Annotated in this window: 24 protein-coding genes and 1 pseudogene; 18 read left to right on the forward strand and 7 right to left on the reverse strand. The window is 36.0% G+C overall.

What is annotated here, in order from left to right; genetic code table 11:
- Positions 1-4: 4 nt before the first annotated feature.
- Positions 5-1168 carry a multidrug effflux MFS transporter gene (locus tag AAGD76_RS01490; RefSeq protein ID WP_264329806.1) on the reverse strand — a complete coding sequence of 388 codons (1164 nt, stop codon included), beginning with the start codon at positions 1166-1168 and terminating at the stop codon, positions 5-7.
- Positions 1169-1631: 463 nt separating this feature from the next.
- Between AAGD76_RS01490 and AAGD76_RS01495 the strand changes: the two genes are divergently transcribed.
- From AAGD76_RS01495 to AAGD76_RS01520, 7 genes and pseudogenes are all read left to right on the forward strand, one after another.
- Positions 1632-2561, forward strand: a complete 930-nt coding sequence (locus AAGD76_RS01495; protein ID WP_141456821.1) for an AEC family transporter — start codon at positions 1632-1634, stop codon at positions 2559-2561.
- A gap of 209 nt (positions 2562-2770) precedes the next feature.
- Positions 2771-2905: an IS3 family transposase gene (locus AAGD76_RS01500; protein WP_007548354.1), complete on the forward strand. Its 135-nt coding sequence runs from the start codon at positions 2771-2773 to the stop codon at positions 2903-2905.
- Complete coding sequence (locus AAGD76_RS01505) at positions 2902-3036, forward strand: hypothetical protein (protein ID WP_007548353.1); 135 nt, start codon at positions 2902-2904, stop codon at positions 3034-3036. The genes AAGD76_RS01500 and AAGD76_RS01505 overlap by 4 nt, the downstream gene beginning before the upstream one ends.
- A 445-nt stretch (positions 3037-3481) precedes the next feature.
- The gene (locus tag AAGD76_RS06400) at positions 3482-3667 is read left to right on the forward strand and encodes a DDE-type integrase/transposase/recombinase (protein ID WP_338062968.1); all 186 of its coding nucleotides are present in this window, start codon (positions 3482-3484) and stop codon (positions 3665-3667) included.
- Between the two features lie 256 nt (positions 3668-3923).
- Positions 3924-5255: a DNA recombination protein RmuC gene (gene rmuC, locus AAGD76_RS01510; RefSeq protein ID WP_038199773.1), complete on the forward strand. Its 1332-nt coding sequence runs from the start codon at positions 3924-3926 to the stop codon at positions 5253-5255.
- 84 nt (positions 5256-5339) lie between these two features.
- Positions 5340-5534, forward strand: a pseudogene (locus tag AAGD76_RS01515) (IS256 family transposase); the annotation flags it as partial.
- Between the two features lie 589 nt (positions 5535-6123).
- The gene (locus AAGD76_RS01520; protein ID WP_153296793.1) at positions 6124-6267 is read left to right on the forward strand and encodes a hypothetical protein; all 144 of its coding nucleotides are present in this window, start codon (positions 6124-6126) and stop codon (positions 6265-6267) included.
- 27 nt (positions 6268-6294) lie between these two features.
- Here the strand turns inward: AAGD76_RS01520 and AAGD76_RS01525 are convergent, their stop codons facing one another.
- A complete protein-coding gene (locus AAGD76_RS01525; RefSeq protein ID WP_010962676.1) occupies positions 6295-7467 on the reverse strand; it encodes an NADH-quinone oxidoreductase subunit D in 1173 nt (390 codons plus the stop codon).
- Between the two features lie 275 nt (positions 7468-7742).
- On the opposite strand from AAGD76_RS01525, the gene AAGD76_RS01530 reads away from it, so the two are divergent.
- The 5 genes from AAGD76_RS01530 to folD all read left to right on the forward strand — a co-directional run bounded on the left by AAGD76_RS01530 (position 7743) and on the right by folD (position 12003).
- Complete coding sequence (locus AAGD76_RS01530) at positions 7743-8921, forward strand: aspartate aminotransferase family protein (RefSeq protein WP_341820268.1); 1179 nt, start codon at positions 7743-7745, stop codon at positions 8919-8921.
- Between the two features lie 88 nt (positions 8922-9009).
- Positions 9010-10293 carry an HlyC/CorC family transporter gene (locus tag AAGD76_RS01535; RefSeq protein WP_010962674.1) on the forward strand — a complete coding sequence of 428 codons (1284 nt, stop codon included), beginning with the start codon at positions 9010-9012 and terminating at the stop codon, positions 10291-10293.
- A gap of 13 nt (positions 10294-10306) precedes the next feature.
- A complete protein-coding gene (locus AAGD76_RS01540; RefSeq protein ID WP_010082293.1) occupies positions 10307-10573 on the forward strand; it encodes a DUF2312 domain-containing protein in 267 nt (88 codons plus the stop codon).
- Complete coding sequence (locus tag AAGD76_RS01545) at positions 10566-11141, forward strand: UbiX family flavin prenyltransferase (protein WP_010082294.1); 576 nt, start codon at positions 10566-10568, stop codon at positions 11139-11141. The genes AAGD76_RS01540 and AAGD76_RS01545 overlap by 8 nt, the downstream gene beginning before the upstream one ends.
- Entirely contained in the window at positions 11125-12003 is an 879-nt protein-coding gene (folD, locus tag AAGD76_RS01550; RefSeq protein ID WP_209472766.1) for a bifunctional methylenetetrahydrofolate dehydrogenase/methenyltetrahydrofolate cyclohydrolase FolD, read from the forward strand. The genes AAGD76_RS01545 and folD overlap by 17 nt, the downstream gene beginning before the upstream one ends.
- A gap of 523 nt (positions 12004-12526) precedes the next feature.
- On the opposite strand, the gene AAGD76_RS01555 is transcribed toward folD, so the two are convergent.
- The 4 genes from AAGD76_RS01555 to AAGD76_RS01565 all read right to left on the reverse strand — a co-directional run bounded on the left by AAGD76_RS01555 (position 12527) and on the right by AAGD76_RS01565 (position 13578).
- Complete coding sequence (locus AAGD76_RS01555; RefSeq protein ID WP_080717614.1) at positions 12527-12691, reverse strand: IS3 family transposase; 165 nt, start codon at positions 12689-12691, stop codon at positions 12527-12529.
- The gene (locus AAGD76_RS01560; protein WP_156768661.1) at positions 12681-12845 is read right to left on the reverse strand and encodes a DDE-type integrase/transposase/recombinase; all 165 of its coding nucleotides are present in this window, start codon (positions 12843-12845) and stop codon (positions 12681-12683) included. The genes AAGD76_RS01555 and AAGD76_RS01560 overlap by 11 nt, the downstream gene beginning before the upstream one ends.
- A gap of 84 nt (positions 12846-12929) precedes the next feature.
- On the reverse strand, positions 12930-13283 hold the full coding sequence (locus AAGD76_RS06405) for an IS3 family transposase (protein WP_080717636.1): 354 nt from the start codon (positions 13281-13283) through the stop codon (positions 12930-12932).
- Positions 13284-13314: 31 nt separating this feature from the next.
- A complete protein-coding gene (locus AAGD76_RS01565) occupies positions 13315-13578 on the reverse strand; it encodes a transposase (protein ID WP_341820137.1) in 264 nt (87 codons plus the stop codon).
- 270 nt (positions 13579-13848) lie between these two features.
- Here AAGD76_RS01565 and AAGD76_RS01570 point away from each other — a divergent pair, with 270 nt between their 5' ends.
- From AAGD76_RS01570 to AAGD76_RS01580, 3 genes are all read left to right on the forward strand, one after another.
- A complete protein-coding gene (locus AAGD76_RS01570) occupies positions 13849-14190 on the forward strand; it encodes a hypothetical protein (RefSeq protein WP_213862869.1) in 342 nt (113 codons plus the stop codon).
- Between the two features lie 39 nt (positions 14191-14229).
- Positions 14230-14871 (forward strand): fructose-6-phosphate aldolase, encoded by a 642-nt coding sequence (fsa, locus tag AAGD76_RS01575; RefSeq protein WP_007552982.1) that lies wholly within the window; start codon positions 14230-14232, stop codon positions 14869-14871.
- A gap of 336 nt (positions 14872-15207) precedes the next feature.
- Entirely contained in the window at positions 15208-16341 is a 1134-nt protein-coding gene (locus tag AAGD76_RS01580) for an ankyrin repeat domain-containing protein (protein ID WP_155968458.1), read from the forward strand.
- Positions 16342-16344: 3 nt separating this feature from the next.
- Here AAGD76_RS01580 and secA read toward each other — a convergent pair whose 3' ends face one another.
- On the reverse strand, positions 16345-19005 hold the full coding sequence (secA, locus tag AAGD76_RS01585; RefSeq protein ID WP_341820269.1) for a preprotein translocase subunit SecA: 2661 nt from the start codon (positions 19003-19005) through the stop codon (positions 16345-16347).
- A 249-nt stretch (positions 19006-19254) separates the two neighbouring features.
- Between secA and AAGD76_RS01590 the strand changes: the two genes are divergently transcribed.
- Genes AAGD76_RS01590 through AAGD76_RS01600 form a run of 3 tightly spaced genes read left to right on the forward strand, consistent with a single transcriptional unit; the run spans position 19255 to position 23580 of the window.
- Positions 19255-22533 (forward strand): tetratricopeptide repeat protein, encoded by a 3279-nt coding sequence (locus tag AAGD76_RS01590; RefSeq protein ID WP_341820270.1) that lies wholly within the window; start codon positions 19255-19257, stop codon positions 22531-22533.
- A 50-nt stretch (positions 22534-22583) separates the two neighbouring features.
- A complete protein-coding gene (locus AAGD76_RS01595; protein WP_341820271.1) occupies positions 22584-22949 on the forward strand; it encodes a tetratricopeptide repeat protein in 366 nt (121 codons plus the stop codon).
- Positions 22936-23580, forward strand: a complete 645-nt coding sequence (locus AAGD76_RS01600) for a tetratricopeptide repeat protein (RefSeq protein ID WP_065094675.1) — start codon at positions 22936-22938, stop codon at positions 23578-23580. Before AAGD76_RS01595 ends, AAGD76_RS01600 begins: the two co-directional genes overlap by 14 nt.
- Positions 23581-23624 lie beyond the last annotated feature (44 nt).

The raw sequence follows: 23624 nt of genomic DNA on the forward strand, positions 1-23624 counted from the left end.
TTAATTATACCGGATCTTTTAAAAACAATAAACAGGCAGTAAAAACAAGTTCTAGTACTATCGCGGATAGAACAAGAACAGCTACACTAATTGTTTGACCATTGTAAACGTAGCTTGTTAAGCCGATAAAAATAGCCATGATAAAAGCTCTAATGAACGAGACTGCAGAAGAAACCGTACCTTTAATTTCAGGGAAAACATTTATTGATGCATTAAAAATCACTGCCTGGCAAATTGCACAACCGATAGAAAAAATAATCATAGACAGTGTTACTAAGTAGAAAGAGTGGGGTACAATTATACTGAATATTACAAGCAATAGAGACCCAATAGCACCCACGCTCGTGCCAGAAATTACACACCATATTTCTCCAAGTTTCTGCAAGATTTTGCCAGCAAATAGACTAATGAGTGAGAAGCACCCAACTATTGCACCTTGATGTAGTGCATAAATAGTGCTAGATAAACCAAAAGTCTTCATATACAGAAAAGGTCCACAAGTAATGAATGACATATAAGCGGCAGAAAAGAGGCTTGACATCAAAGACAACGTAACAAACCTCGGATTAGATAGTAGTTTTCTGTAATCTTTCATCGTTTTTTTCAAACTGAAAATATCGCGGTCCTTTTTTGTTTCTGGTAACGCTAAAAGCAGCAAAACCCAAGAGATCAAACAAAGTATTGCAACAGTTGCATAATTACCACGCCATCCTACAATTTCATTGATGAAACTGCCTAACACTGGCGCAATTGCCATGACAACTGTTAGAACAGAATTCATGATTCCAATAAATTTCACCGCTTCGTCACCTTTATAGCTGTCTGCAACGATTGCAAACACAACTACAGATGTGCTGACACCAATGCCCTGAACAAAGCGAGAGATTAAAAGCCAAAAAATCGACGGTGCAAAAACATAACCAACAGCGCCGATTAATAACAAAGTGTTACCTATGATCATAATTCTCCTTCTGCCGTAGCATTCAGACAATGGACCGAAAAACAACCCTCCTATGCAAAAGCCTAAAAAATTATAAGCAATAGTTAATTGAATTGTTCCTTCTGATACGTTAAAATAGCGCACCATATCAGGAAAACTAGGTACGGAAATGTCAATTTCAATGAACTTGGCAATGAGAGACAGGATTAACAGAAATGGTAGTAACATTTGAGATTTTTAATTAATGAATAAAAATATCACATTTAAAGCGTTGAAAGAAAACATTTTTTACTGTTATTAAAATGGTTAGAAACACCTCATGTGAAGGAATGGTGGATAAATTGGACACTAGGGTTAATTAAAGAAAAATATGACAACTATGTTAAAGCTCTTACTCTCTGTCCTAACTTTACTTATTTCCTCTTACTTTTTCAACAGTCCGTCTAAATTACTACAAGCAGTTTAATTTTTAGTAAATATGTCATTATTCAAAAATATGCAAGAAGCTTTACAGAAACTTAACATAATTTTATCATAAAAATGTCATTCTTAAGTCCTATGTAAAAACAAATTTTGGCACTAATTTAATTAACTATGAGCTGGATAAATTGGAAAATAAATTTTGTTTACTTTTACAATACCTTAAGATCTAATATCACTTTATCAGTCAAAAGTATCACAATAGGCTAGTATGTTCTTTACTCTTTTCTTAAAAATATTACCTATTTATATTACGATATTTATTGGTTATTTAGCAGGAAAATGTCTTAAAATTGATAGAAACACTATATCTCAAATACTCTTTTATATAGCTAATCCAATAGTGATTTTATATGGAGTCTCTCATACAGAAGTTAACTTAAAAGTAATTTCTCTGCCGATTTTGATATGGTTTATAGGTAGCACTATGTCCTTATCAGTGTATTATCTTTCTTCTTTTTTATTTAAGGATAACACAAGAAACATATTAGCATTTAGCTCGGGCAGCACAAGTATGGGTTATTTTGGCCTGCCGATTGCCATGGCTTTATTTGATGAAGATTCAGTATCTGTATATGTTGTTTGTTATATAGGAATGGCGCTATTTGAAAACAGCTTAGGATTTTACATAGCTGCAAATGGTATTTATACCGCAAAAGAATGCATATTAAAGTTGTTCAAACTTCCTTCGCTTTATGCGATGGTTCTGGGCTTCTTTTTAAGTATATACGATATACAAATACCTACTTTTTTAACAGATGTTATGATGAATATTAGAAGTACATTTGTCACATTAGGAATGGTGCTACTTGGAGTGAGCATTGCGAATATTGCAAGCTTTAAAATAGATTGGAAGCTTGCTTTGATCACTATTACAGCAAAGTACGTATTCTGGCCACTGTTTGTTTTAGGAATTGTCCTTTTAGACAAGCATGTTATAGGTATATACGATGAGAGCATATATAAAGCACTGATGTTGCTGGCTATTATTCCAGTTTCTGGGTCCAGTATAATACTTGCTAATATTTTGAATTATCAACCAGATAAAGCTACTCTGTTGCTTCTAATCAGTACTGCAGTGGGACTGTTTTATGTTCCACTAATAATATCATTATTTTTTACTAAACTTGTTCCTTTTTGATCAAAAAATTAAGCGCTTGCACAACCATTATTTGGGTAACAACACAAGACATTGATAAAACTTGAATTTATAGCTAAAGCAACTTCTACAATTTGGTAACCCGTCATCCCGCTACTAGTTAGCGCCGCGGCGGTAAATTGACCTTACCCAGAAAAAGTAGAGAGAAAGTTAAGACGTTTTTGGAGTAAAATAAAACGTTTTTTCAAAATATGACAAATAGAAGAGAATATACAGCAGAATTCAAATTAGAAGCTGTTAAGCTGGTTAAAGAAACAGGTCAAGCAAGTACAAAAATAGCAAAAGATCTAGGTATAGATGGCAGTATGTTAAGTAAGAAAATATGATGGAAAAATGTCTGGAGCATACGCATTTCCAGGCAAAGGCTCCTTATAACAAAGAAAGATTTGATCTAAAAAAAGAACTAACAAGAGAAAGAGACATCTTAAAAAAAGCCCTGGGCAAAGAAAAAGAGTAAAGTATTCTTTTATATAGAAATTGCTATAAAACACAGGAACTATGTAGGGTTTTGTACTGGTGGTATTGGTTGCTAAGGAAAAAAGCAGTAAAGAATTAGCAAAAGAAGGGCTTCTAGCAGATATTCAAAAAATAATCAAGCTTCTAAATGCAGATATGGAGCCCCTAAAATTCACGCTGAATTAAAAGCTTTAGGCAAAAATTAAAACAGTACAAAGTGTTATGCAAGAAAATGGCATTAAAGCCAAGTTTAGACGAAGGTTCAAAAATAAAAAACAGCAAATAAGCAACCGAGTTGTGGCTCCGAACACATTGGATCAAAATTTTACTACTGATCAGCCAAATAAAGTTTGGGATTACCTACATAAAAACTAAAGAAGGTTGTTGGCGGCAATAATTGACCTATATTCACGCATGGTGGTTAATGAGTAACATGATAATTAGTTATAGATTCTTTATTGATGGCCGTTGATAAACGCAAACCCGATAAAAATCTGCTGTTACATAGCGATCAAGGGTCACAGTATACCTCTCAAAATTACCAATTTCTATTGAATACAAAAAACATCATTTCCAGCATGAGCCATAAGGGCTGTTGTTACGATAACTCTGTTGCAGAAAAGTTCACTTAAAAGGGAGCTGCTTATTGATACTTCTCGCTCAACAAACCAGAACTACCATATTTGAATACATAGAAATCTTTTATAACAAATAACGTAGACATTCTACTATTAACTATTGCATTCCTGCACAATTTATTCTCATGATAAAAACGTCTTAACTTTCTCTCTACTTTTTCTGGGTAAGGTCACCTCTTTAGGTGCTCCTTTTTTCTTTCTTATACACACAAAAATCATATAGAATTGTAAATACAGCTTTTTTATTCTGATGCTTTTCAATTCTATAGCTCTGGTTGTCTCTCTATTACTATTTTTCTACATTATCGTAAAAAAACTGAGCGAAAAGAAAGCAAACCTTGAGGGTAATTTATGTAAATTAGAGCAAGAACTTCAAGAAACAAAGCAAACTTTGCTTACGAAGAATGAAGAAATAGTTGATTTAAGGGTCAAAAAAGCAGAACTTGAAGTAACTCTGCAAAAAGAACGTGAGGAAAAGAAAAAGGAAATAGAATTACTAACAAAAGCAGAGGAGAGATTAACAAACACTTTTAAAGCGCTCTCTCTTGATGCTTTGCAGACAAATAACAATAATTTTCTGAACTTAGCAAAGGAAGTAATCGATAGTAAATTAAAAGAAACGGAAAGCGATTTCAAAAAAAGACAAGCAACGATCAACGAAGTTGTAACTCCAATAAAAGAAAAATTAGAAAAATTTGATAATGAAATACGCGAGCTGGAAAAAGAGAGGGTAGGGGCCTATGAAGGTTTAAAGGAGCAAATTGGAGCGCTGATGAACCAAACTTCCAGCCTTGCTAATGCCTTGAGAAAGCCTCACATCAGAGGAAAGTGGGGTGAAATGCAACTCAAAAGGGTGGTAGAAATGGCGGGAATGATTGAATATTGCGATTTTTTTACTCAGCCGTCAGTGGTTGATAAAAACGAGGATAATTTATTGCGTCCTGATTTAATAATCAAAATGCCATCTGGAAAGCAAATAATAATAGATGCTAAAGTGCCGCTTGATTCTTACATGGATGCTATATCACAAAATGATTTGCAAATACAAAAGGAGAAATTAAAGAATCATTCCCTGGCAATAAAAAAACACATAAATGATTTGGGTAAAAAAGAGTATTGGAATCAATTTGAAAATACGCCAGAACTTGTGGTGCTTTTCTTAACAGGGGAGGGGGTTTTTAGCGCAGCACTGGAATATGAGCCTGCTTTGATAGAGATTGGAGTGGAAAAAAAAGTGATCATTGCAACACCGATCACTCTAATTGCGTTGCTGAGAGCAATAGCGTATGGATGGAAGCAAGAGATGATAGCTGAAAACGCAAAGAAAATCAGTGAACTAGGTCATATTTTATATGAGCGCATTTGCACAATGGGTGAAAACTTTGATAATTTGCGCAGGAGCTTAAAAAGTGCTGTTGATCATTATAATAAAACTGCTGGCTCTCTTGAAGCAAGGGTGTTTCCTGCTGCTCGAGAATTCAATAAGCTTGGTATACATGCAAAAAATAAAAGTTTAAGTGCTGCAAAGGAATTAGAGTCTTTACCACGCAGTTTACATACTGAGGAGCTGAAAGTAGATTAGGCATCTTAACAGGGAATGTTCAAAAAAGTGTGTCAAACCAAAAAAAAAGTAATAAATTGATATAAAAAAAATGGAGGTTTGACAATGAGTCAGAAAGTAGTAAACAGAACTACCGGTTTGGTAGATTACAAAGAACTGGAAGCAAATATACTGTCATCAATAAGGGAAGGCAGACCATTAACAGGAAGGGATGGAGCATTTACACCATTTATAAAAAAGCTGCTGGAGGCAAGTTTGGAAGGTGAAATAGAAAATCACTTATTAGCTGAAAGTGAAGAGAGGGTTTGGTTGGAAGAAGTGGAGTAGCGAATGGATATACAAAACGCTGGGTCTATATTCAGACTATAGAATAAGGTATTACAAACCGAAAGCATCACCAGCACAATATGTTATAAACTTTGGTAAAGAATCTGCTAGGAAAGCGTAGTGCGGATGCTGCGTTTGACGAGGCGGGAGCTGGAAACGTTAACATGGGAATTTGGATTGAGGCCTATTGTGAAAACAATGGATCAGCCACCAAACCCTAAAGTAGGCGCGCCAGTTCTTGACCCTACATATTTTTTTGAAGGTTAAATCCAGCTTAGGGTCGAGAAACTTAGATAAAGCCATAGCCAAAGTGTTTAAAAATATTAATAATTATACACACAATTATTCAACCATATTTTTGAAGATAGCTATGCCGCCGCGGTATCTCTTAGCCGCTAACAAGTAGCGGGATGACGATTGTTGGTAAATCTAAGTCAGTTTAGCTATAGGCAGCAATTTTCTGTATTTATTTTAAATTGAAGGAAGCTCAAATGAAAGATCATGTTTTGCTAAAAATCACAGAATGCAGTCTAACAGTGAACGGTTACGCTTTTGATCAAAAATGTTGTATAGTACACAATCAATTTTTCTGGATCCAAGTAGTCAAGGCACTGCCTTTGTGTTTGAGGCAAAATCGGCTATAACACTTAACATACTGCCTTTGCAAACAAATGTTCGTACAGTTATGTGTCAGCTACTTGCATGACGCCATTGCCTGAACGGGTACCAATGATTACCTATCAATCTCACCAAAAACTATATCGAGTGAGCCAATAATTGCTGCAACGTCAGCAAGCATGTGTCCTTTTGCCATAAAGTCTAAGGCTTGTAAATGCGCAAAGCCAGGTGCTCTTATTCGGCACCTATAAGGTCTATTGGTACCATCTGAAACTATATACACTCCAAACTCACCTTTTGGTGCCTCAACAACTGCGTAAGCCTCACCTTCTGGTACGTGATATCCTTCTGAATAGAGCTTAAAATGGTGAATCAGAGCTTCCATAGATTTTTTCATCTCTGCTCTTGACGGTGGAGAAATTTTTCTATCTTCAGTTTTTATTTGCCCTTCAGGCATTTTCTCTATGCACTGCTTCACCAAACTGATAGATTGCCTAATCTCTGCCATTCTAACTAGATAACGGTCATAACAGTCGCCATTTTGGCCGATCGGTATATCAAAATCTAGTTGATCATATATCTCATATGGCTGGCTTTTTCGCAAATCCCAAGCAAGCCCAGCAGCGCGCAACATTGGGCCACTAAAGCCCCAATCAAGTGCCTGTTTAATTGATATTTCACTAATTCCTACAGTGCGTTGCTTCCATATCCTATTTTCTGTTAAAAGTTCATCAACATCGTCTATATATTTTGGAAATTGCTCTATAAACTTTGCAATATCCTCAATCAAATCTTCTGGAACATCTGCTGCAATTCCACCTGGCCTGATGTAAGCTGCGTGAAACCTTGCACCTGAAGCTCTTTCGTAAAATTCCAGTATTTTTTCTCTTTCTTCAAAGAGCCATAAAAGAGGGGTCATTGCTCCAACATCAAGTGCTTGAGAAGAAACGTTCAGTAAATGATTTAGTATTCTCGTCAGTTCACAAAACAAGACACGTAAATACTTTGCCCTAATTGGCACTTCACATTGCAACAATTTCTCCACACAAAGTGAATATGCATGCTCTTGTGACATTGGTGATACGTAATCAAGGCGATCAAAATAAGGCAAAGCTTGAAGATACGTTTTATGTTCTATTAATTTTTCAGTACCGCGGTGCAAAAGCCCAATATGGGGATCTGCCCTCTCGATCACTTCACCATCCATCTCTAAAACAAGACGCAACACTCCATGTGCAGCTGGGTGCTGAGGTCCAAAATTTAACATCATTGTCTTTAGATCGGGCATGTCCAGTAGTTTAAGATATTAAAATTGTATAGGCTAAAGTGCGCTCAAAGTCAATAAACTTCTTGCATAGGCTACAACTATCATTCAATAGAAACAAAAACTTTTACAATGGCTAATAAGTGTTGGTAAAACCAAGTCACTTTAGCTATAGAATGACAAAAAAGGTTTGCATTAGCCAAATTTTTAGTTGAAGTAGCATAAGAGGTTAAAGGAAAAGCTTTGTGTTAATGGATTCATTTCAGGTATAGTATAGATAATACCACAATACTTATAAAATGGATCATGTTGTTAATGCGTATAATAGACTTGACACTCCTATAGTCAGGGGAGAAGGGGCATATCTTTTTGATAAAGATGGTAAAAAATATTTAGATTTTGCTGCAGGTATTTCTACAACTTCTTTAGGGCATTGTCATCCATACATTACAGATAAGCTGAAAGAGCAATCGAGCTCATTATGGCACTGCTCTAACATTTTCACTATTCCCGAGCAAGAAAGGCTTGCCGAGCGTTTAACAACCCTTACTTTTGCAGATAAAGTTTTTTTCTGCTCAAGTGGGCTTGAAGCAACAGAAGCTGCAATGAAGTTTATTCGTCGTTACTTTTATTCAAAAGGGCAAGCAAAACGTAATCGTATTATTACAATTGAAGGAGGCTTTCATGGCCGCAGTATTGCTGCAATTTCTGCTGGAGGCAATGAAAAATCACGCGAAGGTTTTGCTCCGCTCCTTTCTGGTTTTGATAAAGTGCCAAGAAATGACATTAAAGCATTAGAAGAAAAAATCAACAATGAAATAGCTGCTGTATTTTTAGAGCCCATACAAAGCGAAGGTGGAGTATATCCACTAGACGTAGAATATCTTCAAAAAGTAAGGGAAATAACAAAAGCTCAAGGAATAATTTTGTGCTTTGATGAAGTGCAGTGCGGATATGGACGCATCGGTTCTTTATTTCATTATCAAAATGTCGGCATTGAACCTGATATGCTAACCTGTGCGAAGGCTATGGGTAACGGTTTTCCTGTAGCTGCATGTTTAGTGAAAGATTATATAGCAGAAGCAATTACTCCAGGAACTCATGGATCAACCTATGGTGGCAATCCACTTGCCATGACTGTTGGTAATGCAGTGCTCGATATAATGCTAAAAGAAGGCTTTTTTGATCATGTTAAAAGAATTAGTAAATATTTAAAAGAAAAGCTGTTGCTTTTAGCTAAAGAATTTCCTGAGATGATTTTAGAAGTTCGTGGAGAAGGGTTACTAATGGGAATAGAACTAGCAACTCTTGTAGCTGATAAAATTATTAGTCGATCTCTTGATAAAGGTTTAATAATAACTAGGGTTTTAAACAACAAAGTAGTAAGGGTAACCCCACCACTTATCATTGAGGATGAGCATGTGAACGCAGCGTGTAATATGCTTTATGATTTGTTTTTTAAGATTAAAGGTATATAAAATTCGGCAATATAAATTCAGGCTTGCAAATGCCTCTCATAACATGTAAAATTAATTTTATTTTTTATCACAATAACATCGTACTTTAATGGATTGGTTATTGGTCTTAGTATCATCAGCAATTTTTGTTTTGTTAGTTTTATCGTTTTTGTTCTCAGGAGCAGAAATAGGCTTAACCTCAATTAGCCGTTCTCGAGTTAATAAGCTAAAGCTAGACGGTAACAAAAAAGCCAGGGTAATAGATCGCTTATTAAATAGGAAAGAATTGACAATAGGAACGGTATTGCTCGGCAATACAATTATTAATATTACTTGCTCTGCTTTATTTACAGCAATATTTATCAATCTTTTTGGAAATGAGGGCATTCTCCTATCAACAATTATAATGACATTTTGTATTTTATTGTTCTGCGAAGTTCTACCAAAAACTTATGCTATTCAAAATCCTGAAAAATTTGCATCATTTTCTGCTTATTTTGTATTGTTTTTTGTAAAGATTTTTTCTCCATTGACACTAGGTATTCAATTTATTGTTAACCTCATCCTAAAATTATGTGGGCTGCATAAAGATAAGGAAGTGATATCTGCAGCGGATGCAATGCGTAATATGATTACTCTTCACCGCAGTGAAGGAACTATGTTGCAACAGGATTTAGATATGCTAAGCAGCATACTTGATTTGGCTGAGACAGAGATATCACAAATTATGACCCATAGAAGAAACCTATTTTCTCTTGATATAGATCGGAATAAAGAAGAGTTAATAAGAGAGATTTTAACCAGCAGTCACAGTAGAGTACCTTTATGGCAGAAGGAACCAGATAACATTGTAGGTGTAATTCACGTGAAAGCTCTAATAAATGCTTTGCGTGAAAAGAATAATAAAGCGGAAGAAGTTGACATTACCCAAGTTATGTCAAGGCCTTGGTTCATACCAGAAAGTACACCGCTCAGCGTGCAACTTCACAACTTCCGTAAGAACAGGAAACACCTTGCATTTGTTATTGATGAGTATGGAGCACTGCAGGGAATTGTAACTCTTGAGGATATACTGGAAGAAATAGTTGGAGAAATTTCGGATGAACATGATTTGATTACGGAGAATTTTATAAAGAAAATATCTGATAATATGTATCACATAGAAGGAAAATCTACTATTAGGGACATTAACAGGCAGTTATACTGGAATCTCCCTGATGAAGAAGCTACAACTCTAGCAGGTATGATTGTGAATGAAATAGAGCGCATTCCTGACGAAGGCGAGGAGTTTTCCATGTATGGTTTTCGCTTTAAGATTTTAAAAAAAGATAAAAATATTATTACTGTTGTTGAAGTGCAAGTAAAAATTGGTAATATTAGTGGCAGCAATTAATTAGTGGAGTTTCATGGAAGATACAGTAAAAATAACGGCTGAAGAGTTGAAGGGTTACATAGAGAGAATCGAAAAACTTGAACAAGAAAAGAGGGATGTGCAAGATCACATTCGTGATGTATATGCAAAAGCCGCAGATGAAGGTTGGGATATAAAAGTGATGAAACAAATTATTAGGCTGAGGAAGATGGATGATGATGACAGAGAGGAACAAGAAATATTGCTTGATACCTATAAACGTGCATTGGGAATGAGCTACGAAGAAGAGTTAAGTGAATAGCAGAATTGTAATTGGAATAAGTGGAGCATCTGGTTCTATTTACGGTGTGCGTATTTTAGAAGCGTTGAAAGACGTCGATTATGAAACTCATTTAGTGATAAGTCGTGCTGGGAAAGTAACTTTAGCTCACGAGATTAAAGAAAAACTTGAAGATATTACATCACTTGCAGATTTTTACTATTCTGAAGAAAAGATTGGAGAAAAAATAGCAAGCGGCTCATTTAAAACCTCAGGGATGATTGTAGCACCATGCTCTATGAAGACAATGTCTGAAATCGCATCAGGTGTTACTTCCAATCTATTGACAAGGGCTGCAGATGTAACGCTAAAAGAAAGAAGAAAGTTAGTTCTTATGGTGCGAGAGTCACCACTGCATCTTGGGCATTTACAAAATATGTTAAAATTAACGGAGATGGGAGCAATTATTGCTCCACCAGTGCCTGCTTTTTATATTAAACCGAAATCGTTGGATGATATTATTAATCATTCTGTTGGCAAAGTATTGGATTTATTTGATATCAAATTACCCGACTTTAAGGAGTGGCAAGGAAGTGACAATTATTATTGATGGTAAAAAAATAGCAAACGACCTATGTGAGAGGCTATCACAAAAAATTGATATTTTAAAGAGAGAGTATAACATTTTTCCTTGCCTGAAAGTAATTCTCATGGGTAGCAATCCAGCAAGTCAGGTTTATGTTCGCAACAAACAGAAAAAAGCAGAATCAATAGGCATAAGTTCTGAGACCATTGTTTTGCCTAATAATATTTTAGAAGATGAATTAATTGAAAAAATCAATGAATTAAATGAAGATCCATCTGTGCATGGCATTTTAGTGCAATTGCCTTTACCAAATCATATTAGTGCAAGCAGAGTAATTAACACAGTAAGTGTTGAAAAAGATGTAGATGGCTTTCATGATGAAAACGTTGGCAAATTAGTTAAAGGTGAAAAAAACTGCCTTATACCTTGCACTCCTAAAGGTTCTTTGCATTTAATTAAGTCAATTGAAGAGAACCTTTCCGGTAAAAACGCAGTGGTAATTGGTAGGTCAAATATCGTGGGCAAGCCAATGTTTTACCTGCTATTGCAAGAAAACTGCACTGTCACCATCTTGCATTCACAAAGCAAGGATTTAGCTGAATATTGCTCTAAAGCGGATATAGTAGTTGCAGCAGTCGGAAAGCCAAATTTTGTTCAAGCAGACTGGATAAAGAAAGGTGCAATAGTGATCGATGTTGGCATAAATAGCGTTAACGTAGGAAAGCTTGTAGGTGATGTTGACTTTGAAGGAATAAAAGGGAAAGCCAAAGCTATGACCCCAGTACCCGGGGGCGTTGGCCCAATGACCATTGCATTTCTAATGATGAACACTGTTATTGCTGCTTGCTTGCAAAAGGGAGTTGATGCTTCTGATTTCATTAGTTGAGGTATGAAGAGGAAAGCTATATGAAGATAGAATGTACCATATCACAATTAATAAAAAATTGAGATTTTTGAAATTCCTCAGTAGTCAAATTTATTAAATATTTAGGATCATCATCTATTCTTTTTTCTCTACAAGTATAGCTAAAGTGGCTTAGGTTTACCTACAATTTGAAAAACAACAAATTCGTCATTCCGCTACTTGTTAGCGGAATCTATGCTGAGATACCGCGGCGGTATGACGTAGGGAAACCTTTCTTGGGTTAGCTATAGTTAGTGGAATTGCAAAGTTTCTAGGCATAAAAAGCTTTGAACCTAATATATGAGCCAAACTTGATTTTCCAACCGTAGATACACCTGTAATAAAAATAATAGTCTTCATTTTGTGAATTTACTTGCTATATGAACTATCGGAGAAATTTTTTTATAGTTTATAGTATCTGACCTTACCCAGAAAAAGTGGAGAGAAAGTTTGGAATGTTTTTCACAAAGAGAATGATGAATCAAAATGCTCAGGAATGCAATAGTTAATAGTGACGTTGTTTGTTATAAAAAATTTCTATGTATTCAAATATTGCAGTTCTAGTTTGTTGAGCAGAGTGTTGTGAAGTATCAATAAGTATTTCTCTTTTCAATGAGCTAAAGAAGCTTTCCACAACAGAATTGTCGTAACAACAACCTTTATGACTCATCTATGTTTTTTATGGATAAGAGATATTGATAACCTTGCGAAGTATATTGTGAACCTTGATCACTATGTAATAGTAGATTTTTGGCAGGTTTACGCTTGTTAACGGCCATTAATAAAGAGTCCATAACCAATTGTTTATTTATTGAACTGCTCATTAACTACCATGCGTGAATATAGATCGATTATTGTTGCCAAATATAGCCATCCTTCTTTGGTTTTTATATAAGTAATCCCATACTTTATTTGGTTGATCGACAATAAAGTTTTGGTCTAATATATTGGGAGCTACTGTCCGTTTGTTGTTTCTTAATTTTAAATTTTCTTCTCAATATAGCCTGAATACCATTTTTCTGCATAATACTTTGCACTGTTTTTAAGTTGCAACTTTTACCCAAAGCCTTCAATTCAGCATGAATTTTAGGAGCTCCATATCTACATTTAGAAACTTGATATATTTTTTGAATAGCTGCGAGTAGCTCTTTATTTGCTGATTCTCTACTGCTTATTTTTCTTGTGGTCCACTTATAGTAGCCACTAGCAGAAAATCCTACATAATTCCTGTACTTTATAGCAGTTACTATATAAAAAAATATTTTACTCTTTTTGACTGGCCAGGGCTTTTTTTTAAATGTCTCTTTCCCTTGTTACTCTTGCTAACTCTCTTTGTAAATCAAACCTCTCTTTGTCGTAAGGAGCCATGTTACCTCTACCTGGAAATGCATCTGCTGCCGACTTTTTTTCGTTGTGTTTCTTTATCCATTTTCCTAATAAACCACCCTTTATTCCTAAATCCTTTGCTATTTTTGTAATTGTTTGACCTGTCTTTCTTTGTTCATTTGCCAGTTTAACAGCTTCCAATTTGAATTCTGCCGTATATTCTCTTGCCATTTCTAATCCTCCAAAATTTTATTTTACCCGAAAAAACTCCTTTCTTTCTCTCCACTTTTTCTGGGTAAGGTCAATATACCAGTGCCGAAAATAGTTGACAAAGATTGTGTATACTTATTACAATTGTTTGGGTACCAGAAGTTTTTACGGCAACAAAGTATGCACTAACTATAAGTAAGGAAGACTTTAAGCAGGCAATAAAAAAAATGAAGTAACGTTTAAAAGAGATTGAAGGAGAGAAGAAAAAGGTAAAAGGGAATACGGCAGAAAATGAATCTTATTACAAATAGCATAAAGGGCTTTTATTCTAGTGTTAAATCGGACCTAGATTGGCAAGCCAAACGTAGTCTTATTAGAACATTAGTAAAAGAAGTCAACATTGATCTTGATAAAGTAGATGTAGTATTTAAGATCAAAGAACTTGAAAACCCCGCCCAGAATGGACAAAATCAAAAGATGGTACATTGTCTAAGGGGTCTGGGCACTGGGATGACATCTTTTTTCTTGGTACAAATTACTCTTATGTCTCAATATTTGTACAGTTGTGTTATCGGCTGTTTGATGTTTACAACGCAGAAAGTTCATACGGTTGTAAGTCAAGCGGTAGGATGACAAGATTTTGCAAGGGTATTTTTTTTATAGGAGATTAATATGGAAATTTTTCTTGATAGCGTTGATTTAAATGAAATTAAAGGACTAAAGGAGTTCATTGACGGCATAACAACTAATCCTTCTTTAATAGCAAAGTCCGGGCGTAAAGATAAATACGAGGATTTAGTGCGTGAAATATGCTCTATTATAAAAGGGCCTGTTAGTGTTGAAGTTGTTGCAGATAGCCATGAAGAGATGATCACAGAAGGTCTGAATTTAGCAAAAATTGCTGATAATGTTGTGATCAAATTACCTCTTACACATGAAGGATTAATTTCTTGTAAAAAGTTATGGACAGAGCATAAAATACCTGTTAACATCACATTATGTTTTTCTCCTGGACAAGCACTGCTTGCCGCTAAGGTCGGTGCTTGTTTTATTTCCCCCTTTGTTGGTCGCCTTGATGATATAAGCTATGATGGCTTATCGCTAATAGAAGATATATGTACTATATATTCTAATTACGGTTTTGATACTAAAGTTCTTGTTGCATCAGTGAGAAGCCCAGCGCATGTAATAGAAGCTGCAAGGCTTGGTGCTGATTCAATTACTGTGCCAGCAAAAGTACTTAGACAATTAATTAATCACCCACTTACTGACCAAGGGCTAGCAATATTTGAAAAAGACTGGGGTGTAAAATAATAAACGGTTACAAATGAACATAAAAATTGGCGTATCCGTTCAGGCAATGGCGTCAACTTAAGAGCCTTCATTAGCAAACTCTCCTAAAGACATGATGGCGTTTGCTACCTTATTGCGGCTGCCCTGGTCGAATTTTAACTTTATAGCTAACCCAAGAAAGGTTTCCCTACATCATACCGCCGAGGCGCTAACGAGTAGCGGAATGACGAATTTGTTGTTTTTCAAATTGTAGGTAAACCTAAAGCTATAGAAAAAAAGAAGAACCAGTTTCTTAGGTTTTCATTGACATAATCCACTTCATATGCCATAATAAAATTTTATATCTTGGAGAAAAAAATGCAGGGGTTAGGTCAAATACTAATAGCAGTCAATTGTAGCCAAAACCTGAACAAGGATAATATAGCCGATAAAATAAAAGCTGAAATAGAGGCTAAGTCCAATGAAAGAAATTTAGGAACTATAGAAAAATTTCTTAAACGGTGGGAAAAAAATAATTTTGATCTAAAGAAATTTCCATGTGGTGATTTACTACAATTCGCAGCTAAATTTAATTGTGCAAAATTAGCAGAGCATTTGGTGGCAAATGGTTTTGATATTAATGACGGCTTTCCTTTGCATTGTGCTGCTCAGCACGGACATACACAAGTAGCGGAAATCTTACTTGCAGAAAAAGCAGACGTTAGCATGCAGGACCGAAAGGGATTCACTCCCTTAGATTATGCTGTTCACCTTGGGAATAAGATAGAAATGGTAAGGCTTCTGTTAAGGGCAGGAGCTACTAATGTACAAAATGGATGTGGATTTACTCCTTTGCATCATACTGCTGAGTGTGGATATGTACAAATGGTGGAAATCCTACTAAAAGAAGGAAGGACAGATGTTAATGCGCAAGATAAAAAAGGAAGAACTCCTTTGCATTATGCTGCCAGACATGGGCACACACAAGTAGTAGAAGTTTTGCTAGAAAAAGGAGCAGATGTTAATCTACAAGGCAAAGATGGAAAAACTCCTTTGCATTATACTGCTGAGAACGGGTATACACAAATAGCAGAGGCTCTATTAAAAGGAGGGGCAGGTGTTGATGTACAAGATAAAGACGGAAGGACTCCTTTATATTATGCTGTTTATTACACTCATGGTGAATATCCAAGACTAAATTATCAACATCCAAAAGTAGCAAAACTTCTACTAAATTATGGTGCAGATCCATCATTTATTCATAGACCTAAAGCTATAACAGCAGGAATTACTGTTGGTGTTATATCTGCTGTTGTAGTTCCACTAGTACTTGCCTATGCCACTGCATTACCTGCACTAGCAATAATTGGAATTACTGTAGCATCTGCACTGATAGTTGGTAGTATTACCTATGGAGTTACATATAAGTCATCAGAGTATTCATTAAACAGTAAGCTAAGTGAGGTTAGCTGCAGTAATGTTGATGGAAATAAACAAACTGTACAACCATAATTATTAATTCACCACAGTAACCGCGCCGTGGCAGTGTTTGTACTTCTTTCCAGAATTACAAGGGCACTTGTCGTTTCTTGAGACTTTGGGAAGTCTGCTATTTCTAGCAGAATGTAATCTATTGCCTATCTCTTGGTTGTCTGCCAACTTAAAGTGCGCTAGGCGATGAATGGTGAGTTCCTTCCATTTTTCAAGCATCGACTCAAACATCAAGAAAGCTTCGCGTTTAAATTCATTCAGTGGATCTTTCTGCCCCATAGCACGTAAGCTTATGCTTTGTCTTAGGCTCTCTAGAACTGAAAGGTGTTCCCTCCATAAATGATCAAGTGTCATTATCATCATTTGCTTCACGATCGTATTCCACAAATCTGTAGTGTGCTGACTGTTGAAATATTTTTCTTTCTCAGTAAAAAATTCTTGTATCTTATCATTTACATAATTCAAAGCTTCTTGTTTATTCAAAAACTTTGCCAAGTCTTCTTTATCAAGCGTTATTCCATACCTTGTATGGAATTCTTTGACTATATCTTCAATATAATCCTCATAATAGCCACTTTGGATTATACCTTCTACTACGCTCTCATTTACTTCGCTATACACTTCAAACAAATCATTAATTTCGTTGCCTAAGATATTGTTTCTCTGCTTAAAAATAACTTTACGTTGGTTATTGATTACGTCATCAAACTTAAGTAGAGATTTCCGCACGTCATAGTTTCTAGCTTCAACTTTCTTTTGCGCTTTCTCGAGTGCCTTATTGATCCATGGATGATGAATAGCTTCGTTATTCTTTAACCCTACTTTTTGTAAAAAGCTTCTCATTCTATCAGAACCAAATATTCTCATTAGGTCATCTTCGAGCGATAAAAAGAACTTAGAAAGTCCAGGATCCCCCTGACGACCAGAACGGCCGCGTAATTGATCATCTATTCTCCTGCTTTCATGTCTTTCGGTTCCAACCACACATAAACCACCAGCTTTTATAGCAATTTCCTTATCTTTTTTTACTCTTTCAATTATTTCTTGATATTTTTTTTCTCTTTCATCAGCATTTTTTATTTTCTTGAGCTCTACCTTTGCGATCATTTCAGCATTTCCACCAAGCTGAATATCAGTTCCACGCCCTGCCATGTTAGTTGCTATAGTGACACTACCTGGCACCCCAGCTTGCGCTATTATGTACGCCTCTTGTTCATGATAACGAGCATTCAATACTGAATGCTTAAGAGAATGGCTTTGCAAAAGCGCAGAAAGCTTCTCAGAGTTTTCGATGCTCACCGTGCCAACAAGGACCGGTTGAAGGCGTTTGTGGCATTCTTCTATAAACTTCAACACAGCATTAAATTTTTCCTTTTCTGTACCGTAAATTTCATCATCAATATCAACTCTTTTTACAGGTACATTGGTTGGAATTTTTACTACATTTAATCTGTATATATCACGAAACTCTTCTGCCTCTGTTGCTGCTGTTCCAGTCATTCCGGAGAGTTTATTGTACATACGAAAGTAATTCTGAAATGTAACCGATGCTAAAGTTTGGTTTTCATGCTGAATTTCAAGATTCTCCTTCGCTTCAAGTGCCTGATGAAGACCATCGGAATATCTCCTGCCCTCCATCATACGCCCAGTAAATTCATCAATAATCACTACCTTGCCATCCTTTACTATATAATCTTTATCAGCAGTAAACAGCTTATGTGCACGTAATGCTTGGTCTATATAATGAGTCATTATCATGCTGTCAGTATCATAGAGCGAGGAATTTTCAGGAATGAGATTGTATGACCTCAGTAGTTCCTCCACTCGTGAAATACCATCTTCAGTCAAGAATACCGTTCTACCTTTTTCATCTACTTCATAATCATAGTCAACTAATTTGGTTACTATTTTATTGATATGCTTATATATCTGATTGTTTTCCTCAACAGGGCCAGAAATAATAAGCGGAGTGCGAGCTTCATCAATGAGTATTGAGTCCACTTCATCAACTATTCCGTAGTGAAAGCCTCTCTGAACCATGTCTTCTTGAGAAAATTTCATATTATCTCGCAGGTAATCAAAGGCAAGTTCGTTATTTGTAGAATACACGATATCTGCACTGTAAGCCTCTTTTCTCTCCTCATCCGTCAAATTATTCGTAATGAATGCAACAGAAACCCCAAGAGAGTTATATAATTTGCTCATCCACTCCGTGTCTCGTTTCGCAAGGTAGTCGTTAACAGTTACGACGTGCACGCCTTTCCCTTCTAAGGAATTTAGATATGCTGCTAAAGTTGCAACGAGTGTCTTTCCCTCTCCTGTTTTCATTTCTGATATCATGCCACTGTGGAGTACCATTCCACCAATTAGCTGAACATCAAAGTGTCTCATGTTAAGAAACCTTCGGGAGGCTTCGCGCACAACCGCAAATGCAGGTACGAGAAGATCATTTAACGTTTTCCCATTTTTCAATTCTCGTTTGAATTCTTCAGTTTTACCAGCAAGCTCCTCATCAGATAAGCTCTGCATTTCCGCCTCTAGTGCATTAATTTGCTGAGCAATTTTTCTGAAGGATTTTATTATCTTCTTATTTGTTGATCCAAATATCTTTCTTATAAAAAAGAATGACAACGTAAAAATAAAAAATATAAGAATGGCTGTCAAAATTAGCGGAGAATCTAGCATAAACTTAAGTAAAGTCTTATTTAATATGAGATTATATTACTAAATGCAGCCTGCGGCAATTACATATTAGATTTGGGGAGTCTTTGGAAAGTCTTTTTTAAATCAAGAATTAAGAGTTTGCCAGGCAATTCCTACCCTCGAAGGCCTTTCTATCAACACATAAAGACTCTATTGCATTATTTTAGGTGTTTGGTAATCTTTAATTCTAGATCAAACAAATTTATAGCAGCCTGTATGAGGTAACTAGTTATGCACGGTAATATCTACCAGCTAAAGGTATTGATGCTATTTTTGCATCGAGGAGTGCTCTATCAGCACTCTTTTCGCTTAGGTACAGAAATAGAAGAGGCCAGAAAATTCGATGATTTAGTATTTGAATGTACCCAAGGTAGTAAGAAAGTATACCGTTTTTTGCAGGCTAAACACACACAAGATGAAGATAACAAGAAAATTGGAGTAGGGAACTTACTTACAAAAGATAAAAGTGGTGAGTTTGGATTAGCAAAGTATTTTGTTTCTTACCTAAAGATCAAAAATAATCAAGATTTTGCAGATGGTAACCTGAAAGATTTTATTATCTGTACTAATATCGATTTTGATCTGGATCAAAGTACAGCACAAAACACAGTGAGGAAATTGAAGGTAAAAACTTCAGGACCAAACGAGAAAATAGAAATTTTAGTTGAAGTAATCGACACTAGTGATGTCTTTTTTAAAGACGGCGGCACTAGATATAAGTTCTCTTGTACTCACGATAACATGATTTCAATAATGCAACCGACATTTAAGGGTGCTGTGGAAGAGACGATAAAAGAATTAGAAGAGGAGATAGAAAAACTTCAAAGTAAACCAGATCAGGACTCAAAAAGGAAATTGGAAAGAAATCAGACGTGGCAACGTGAATTTGGACGAATGATGAATGAAGGTAGGTTGGAAGACAATATAAAAGAATTTTTTGACAAATTAGTATTTGCAGTAAATCAGCCTAATGAAATAAAACTAGCGGATATTATCAAAAGTGAGCTAGGTGAGCAATTTAATGATATTGACAGAAAAAATGTTTACGCTCGCTTCCAAGAAAAAATGCTAGATTGGCTGAAAGAAAAAGGGAGACGTTTTCTTACACATGAAGACGGAAGAGAATTCTTTCGCAAGATGAAAGAAGAAATCTTAGGAGGCTTTCGATTTGAGGTAAGAAACCCAGTAGGATCGTTTACTGGAAGAAAAACAGAGCTAGAAAAACTGCATGAGTCAATACAAGAGAGTCAAGGTGTAGCCACAGTAATATCGCAACTGGTTTCTATTAGTGGGTTGGGAGGAATAGGTAAGACTGAGCTGGCCAAAAAATATATTGAAGAACACAGTAAAGATTATGACAACAATATTATATGGATAAAAGCTGAAACCCATGAAACCATGGTGCAGTCTTTTCTCAGGTTAGCTAGAGATCCTTTAGGCATTCCTACAGAAGATAGGGATATTGAATCTATTGTAAGAGACATATACGCTTTTTTCGCCAAGAGAAAAAGTCTCTTTGTTTTCGATAATGCAGAAGAATATAGAAGTGAAGGTCAAGATGCTGGTATTAGTCAATTCTTACCGTCCCACTTTTTATCATCTGATGATAATAAACCTAGTGTTTTGATTACCTCTCGTAATCAGAAATGGGGAGATATAAAATCATTAACATTGGGTGCATTTACTGAACCAGAATCAATAGACTTTATTAGAAAAGCATTAGGTATAAAAGATGGGTCACAAGAAAATGAAATAAAGAATTTGGCAGAAACATTACAGCATTTTCCTTTAGCTTTGCAGCAGGCAGTTGCATACATAAAAGAAAGGGATATAGCATTAAAGAATGTAGGCTTGAAGTTTGAAATTAGTGATTATTTAAAGAGATACAAAGAGGAAGCAGAAAAATTACTTGATTTTAAGTTTCCTAAAGACAGCGACAATAGCTACACCAAGACAACTTTTATAACCTGGAGAATTACTATTGATAAAATCAAAGATAACCCAGAGTATGGTCAGCAAGCCAAAGAAATTTTGGATATCATTGCCTATATTGCTCCTGACAACATTCCTGCAAAAATGTTTTTAGGGGTAGAACGCAATGAAGAAAAGTTAGGTGATGCTATCCAACTACTTAAACAATATTCAATGATCAACTCAGGAGAAGAGCAAAGTTCAGTCAACGTTCACAGGTTAGTGCAGCAAGTAACAAGAATAGAGTTAGAAAAGCAAGGCAAAGAAAAAGTTGTGAAAAAGACTTTTGAATTACTGAAAGAAAGCTTTCCTTATGACAGTGACAAATTAGAAGATTATGCTAAGAAACGACAATTATTACCACATTTAGAAGCGTTCTTATCACATATAGATAATTGGCTAAAAGAAAACCCTTTGAAAAAACAAACAATAGAGAAGGATTATCTAGGAGATTTATTAATATGGATGGGTGATGGATACCGTGACTTGGGTAATTCCAGAAGACAAAAGGAGCTGTTTGAACGGGCTTTAGTAGTTCAAGAGAAACATTATGGGCCTTATCACTTTCAAGTTGCTATAGCACGGGCAAACCTAGGTAACGCTTATGGGGATTTAGGTGATCATAAGAAAGAAAAGAAGTTACTTGAGCATGCTTTACCTATTCTTGAGAAACATTATGGACATGATCATTCTCAAGTTGCTATTATACTGATAAACCTAGGTAACGCTTATGGGAGCTTAGGCGATCCTCAGAAACAAAAGGAGTTGCTCAAACGGGCTTTAGCAATTCAAGAAAAACGTTATGAACCTGATCATTCTCAAGTTGCTATTATACTGACAAACCTCGGTATTGTTTATGGGGATTTAGGTAACCATGAGGAAAAAAAGGAGTTGCTTGAACGGGCTTTAGTAATTCAAGAGAAACATTATGGGCCTGATCATTTCCAAGTTGCTAGCACACTAATAAGTCTCGGTACCGCTTATAGGACTTTAGGTGATCCTCAGAAAGCAAAAGAGTTGCTTAGACGGGCTTTTACAATTCAAGAGGAACATTATGGTTCTGATCATTTTCAAGTTGCTATTACACTGATAAACCTCGGTATCGTTTACGGTACCTCAGGTGATCCTCAGAAGCAAAGGGAGTTGCTTGAACAGGCTTTACCTATTCTTGAGAAACACTATGGCTCTGATCATTTTCAAGTTGCCATTGCACTGACAAATCTAGGTAATGCTTATGGGGATTCAGGTAATCCTAGTAGGCAAAAGGAGTTGCTTGAACAGGCTTTACCTATTCTTGAAGAATACTATGGTTCTGATCATTTTCAGGTTGCCATTGCATTGGCCAATCTAGGTGATGCCTATGGAAATTTAGGTAATTCTCGGAAAGCAAAAGAGTTGCTTGAACGGGCTTTAGCAATTCAAGAAAAACATTATGGACCTGATCATTTCGAAGTTGCTAGAACATTAGTGAGCTTCGGTACCACTTATAGGACTTTAGGTGATCCTCAGAAAGCAAAAGAGTTACTTGAACAGGTTTAGCAATTCAAGAGAAACATTATGGCTCCGATCATTTCCAAGTTGCTATCACATTGACAAACCTAAGTAACGCTCATGGAGATTTAGGCAATCTTCAGAAAGCAAAAGAGTTGCTTGAACGGGCTTTAGCAATTCAAGAGAAACATTATGAGCCTAACCATTTTACAGTTGCTATAATACTAAAAAACCTAGGCGGAACTTATGGAGACTTAGGTGATTCTCAAAAAGCTAAAGAGTTGTTTGAACGGGCTTTACCTATTTTTGAGAAACATTACGGTCCTGATCATCTTGAAGTTGCTAAACTATTGGCAAACCTAAGTATTACCTATGGGGATTTAGGTAACCCTCAGAAAGCAAAGGAGTTGCTTGAGCAGGCCTCATTTATTCTTGAGAAGCATCATGTCCATGATTACTTCTAAAGTTGTTGAACTATGGGAAATTCTAGGCCCCGCTTATGGGGCTTCAGGCAGTCCCCAGAAGGCACAAAAATTTCTTGAGCAAGCTTTGCCTGTTTTTGAGAAATATTATGGCCGTGATCATTTTAAAGTTGCTAAAGTACGAGTGAGTCTCGGTAACGCTTACAAGGATTTATGTAACCCTCATAAAGCTAAAGAGCTGCTTGAAAGGGCTCTAGCGATTCAAAAGAAGCATTATGGGCCTGATCATTTTGAAGTTGCTAGAACACTAGCAAATCTAGGTAATGTTTACAGGGATTTAGGTAATCCTCAGAAAGCTAAAGAGTTGTTTGAGCGGGTTTCACCTGTTTTTGAGAAACACTATGGTTCTGGTCATATTCAAGTTGCTAAGCTACTGGTAAGCCACGGTGGCACTCATGGGGATTTAGGTGACCATAAGGAAAAAAAGGAGCTGCTTGAACAGGCCTTTCCTATTTTTGAAGAACATTACGGCCCTGATCATCCGGAAGTTGCCAAACTACTGGCAGACTTATGTGAAGTTTATGGTACCTTAGGTGACCACAAGAAACAACAGGAGTCGTTTGCACGGGCTGTATCTATCTTTAAGGAACATCAGAGTCCTAATCATTTCTGAAGTTGCTAAACTGCTGGCAGAATTAGACAAAGTTTAGGTTTTGA

Source organism: Wolbachia endosymbiont (group A) of Cydia strobilella, from assembly GCF_964026745.1.
GTDB classification, from domain to species: Bacteria; Pseudomonadota; Alphaproteobacteria; order Rickettsiales; family Anaplasmataceae; genus Wolbachia; species Wolbachia pipientis.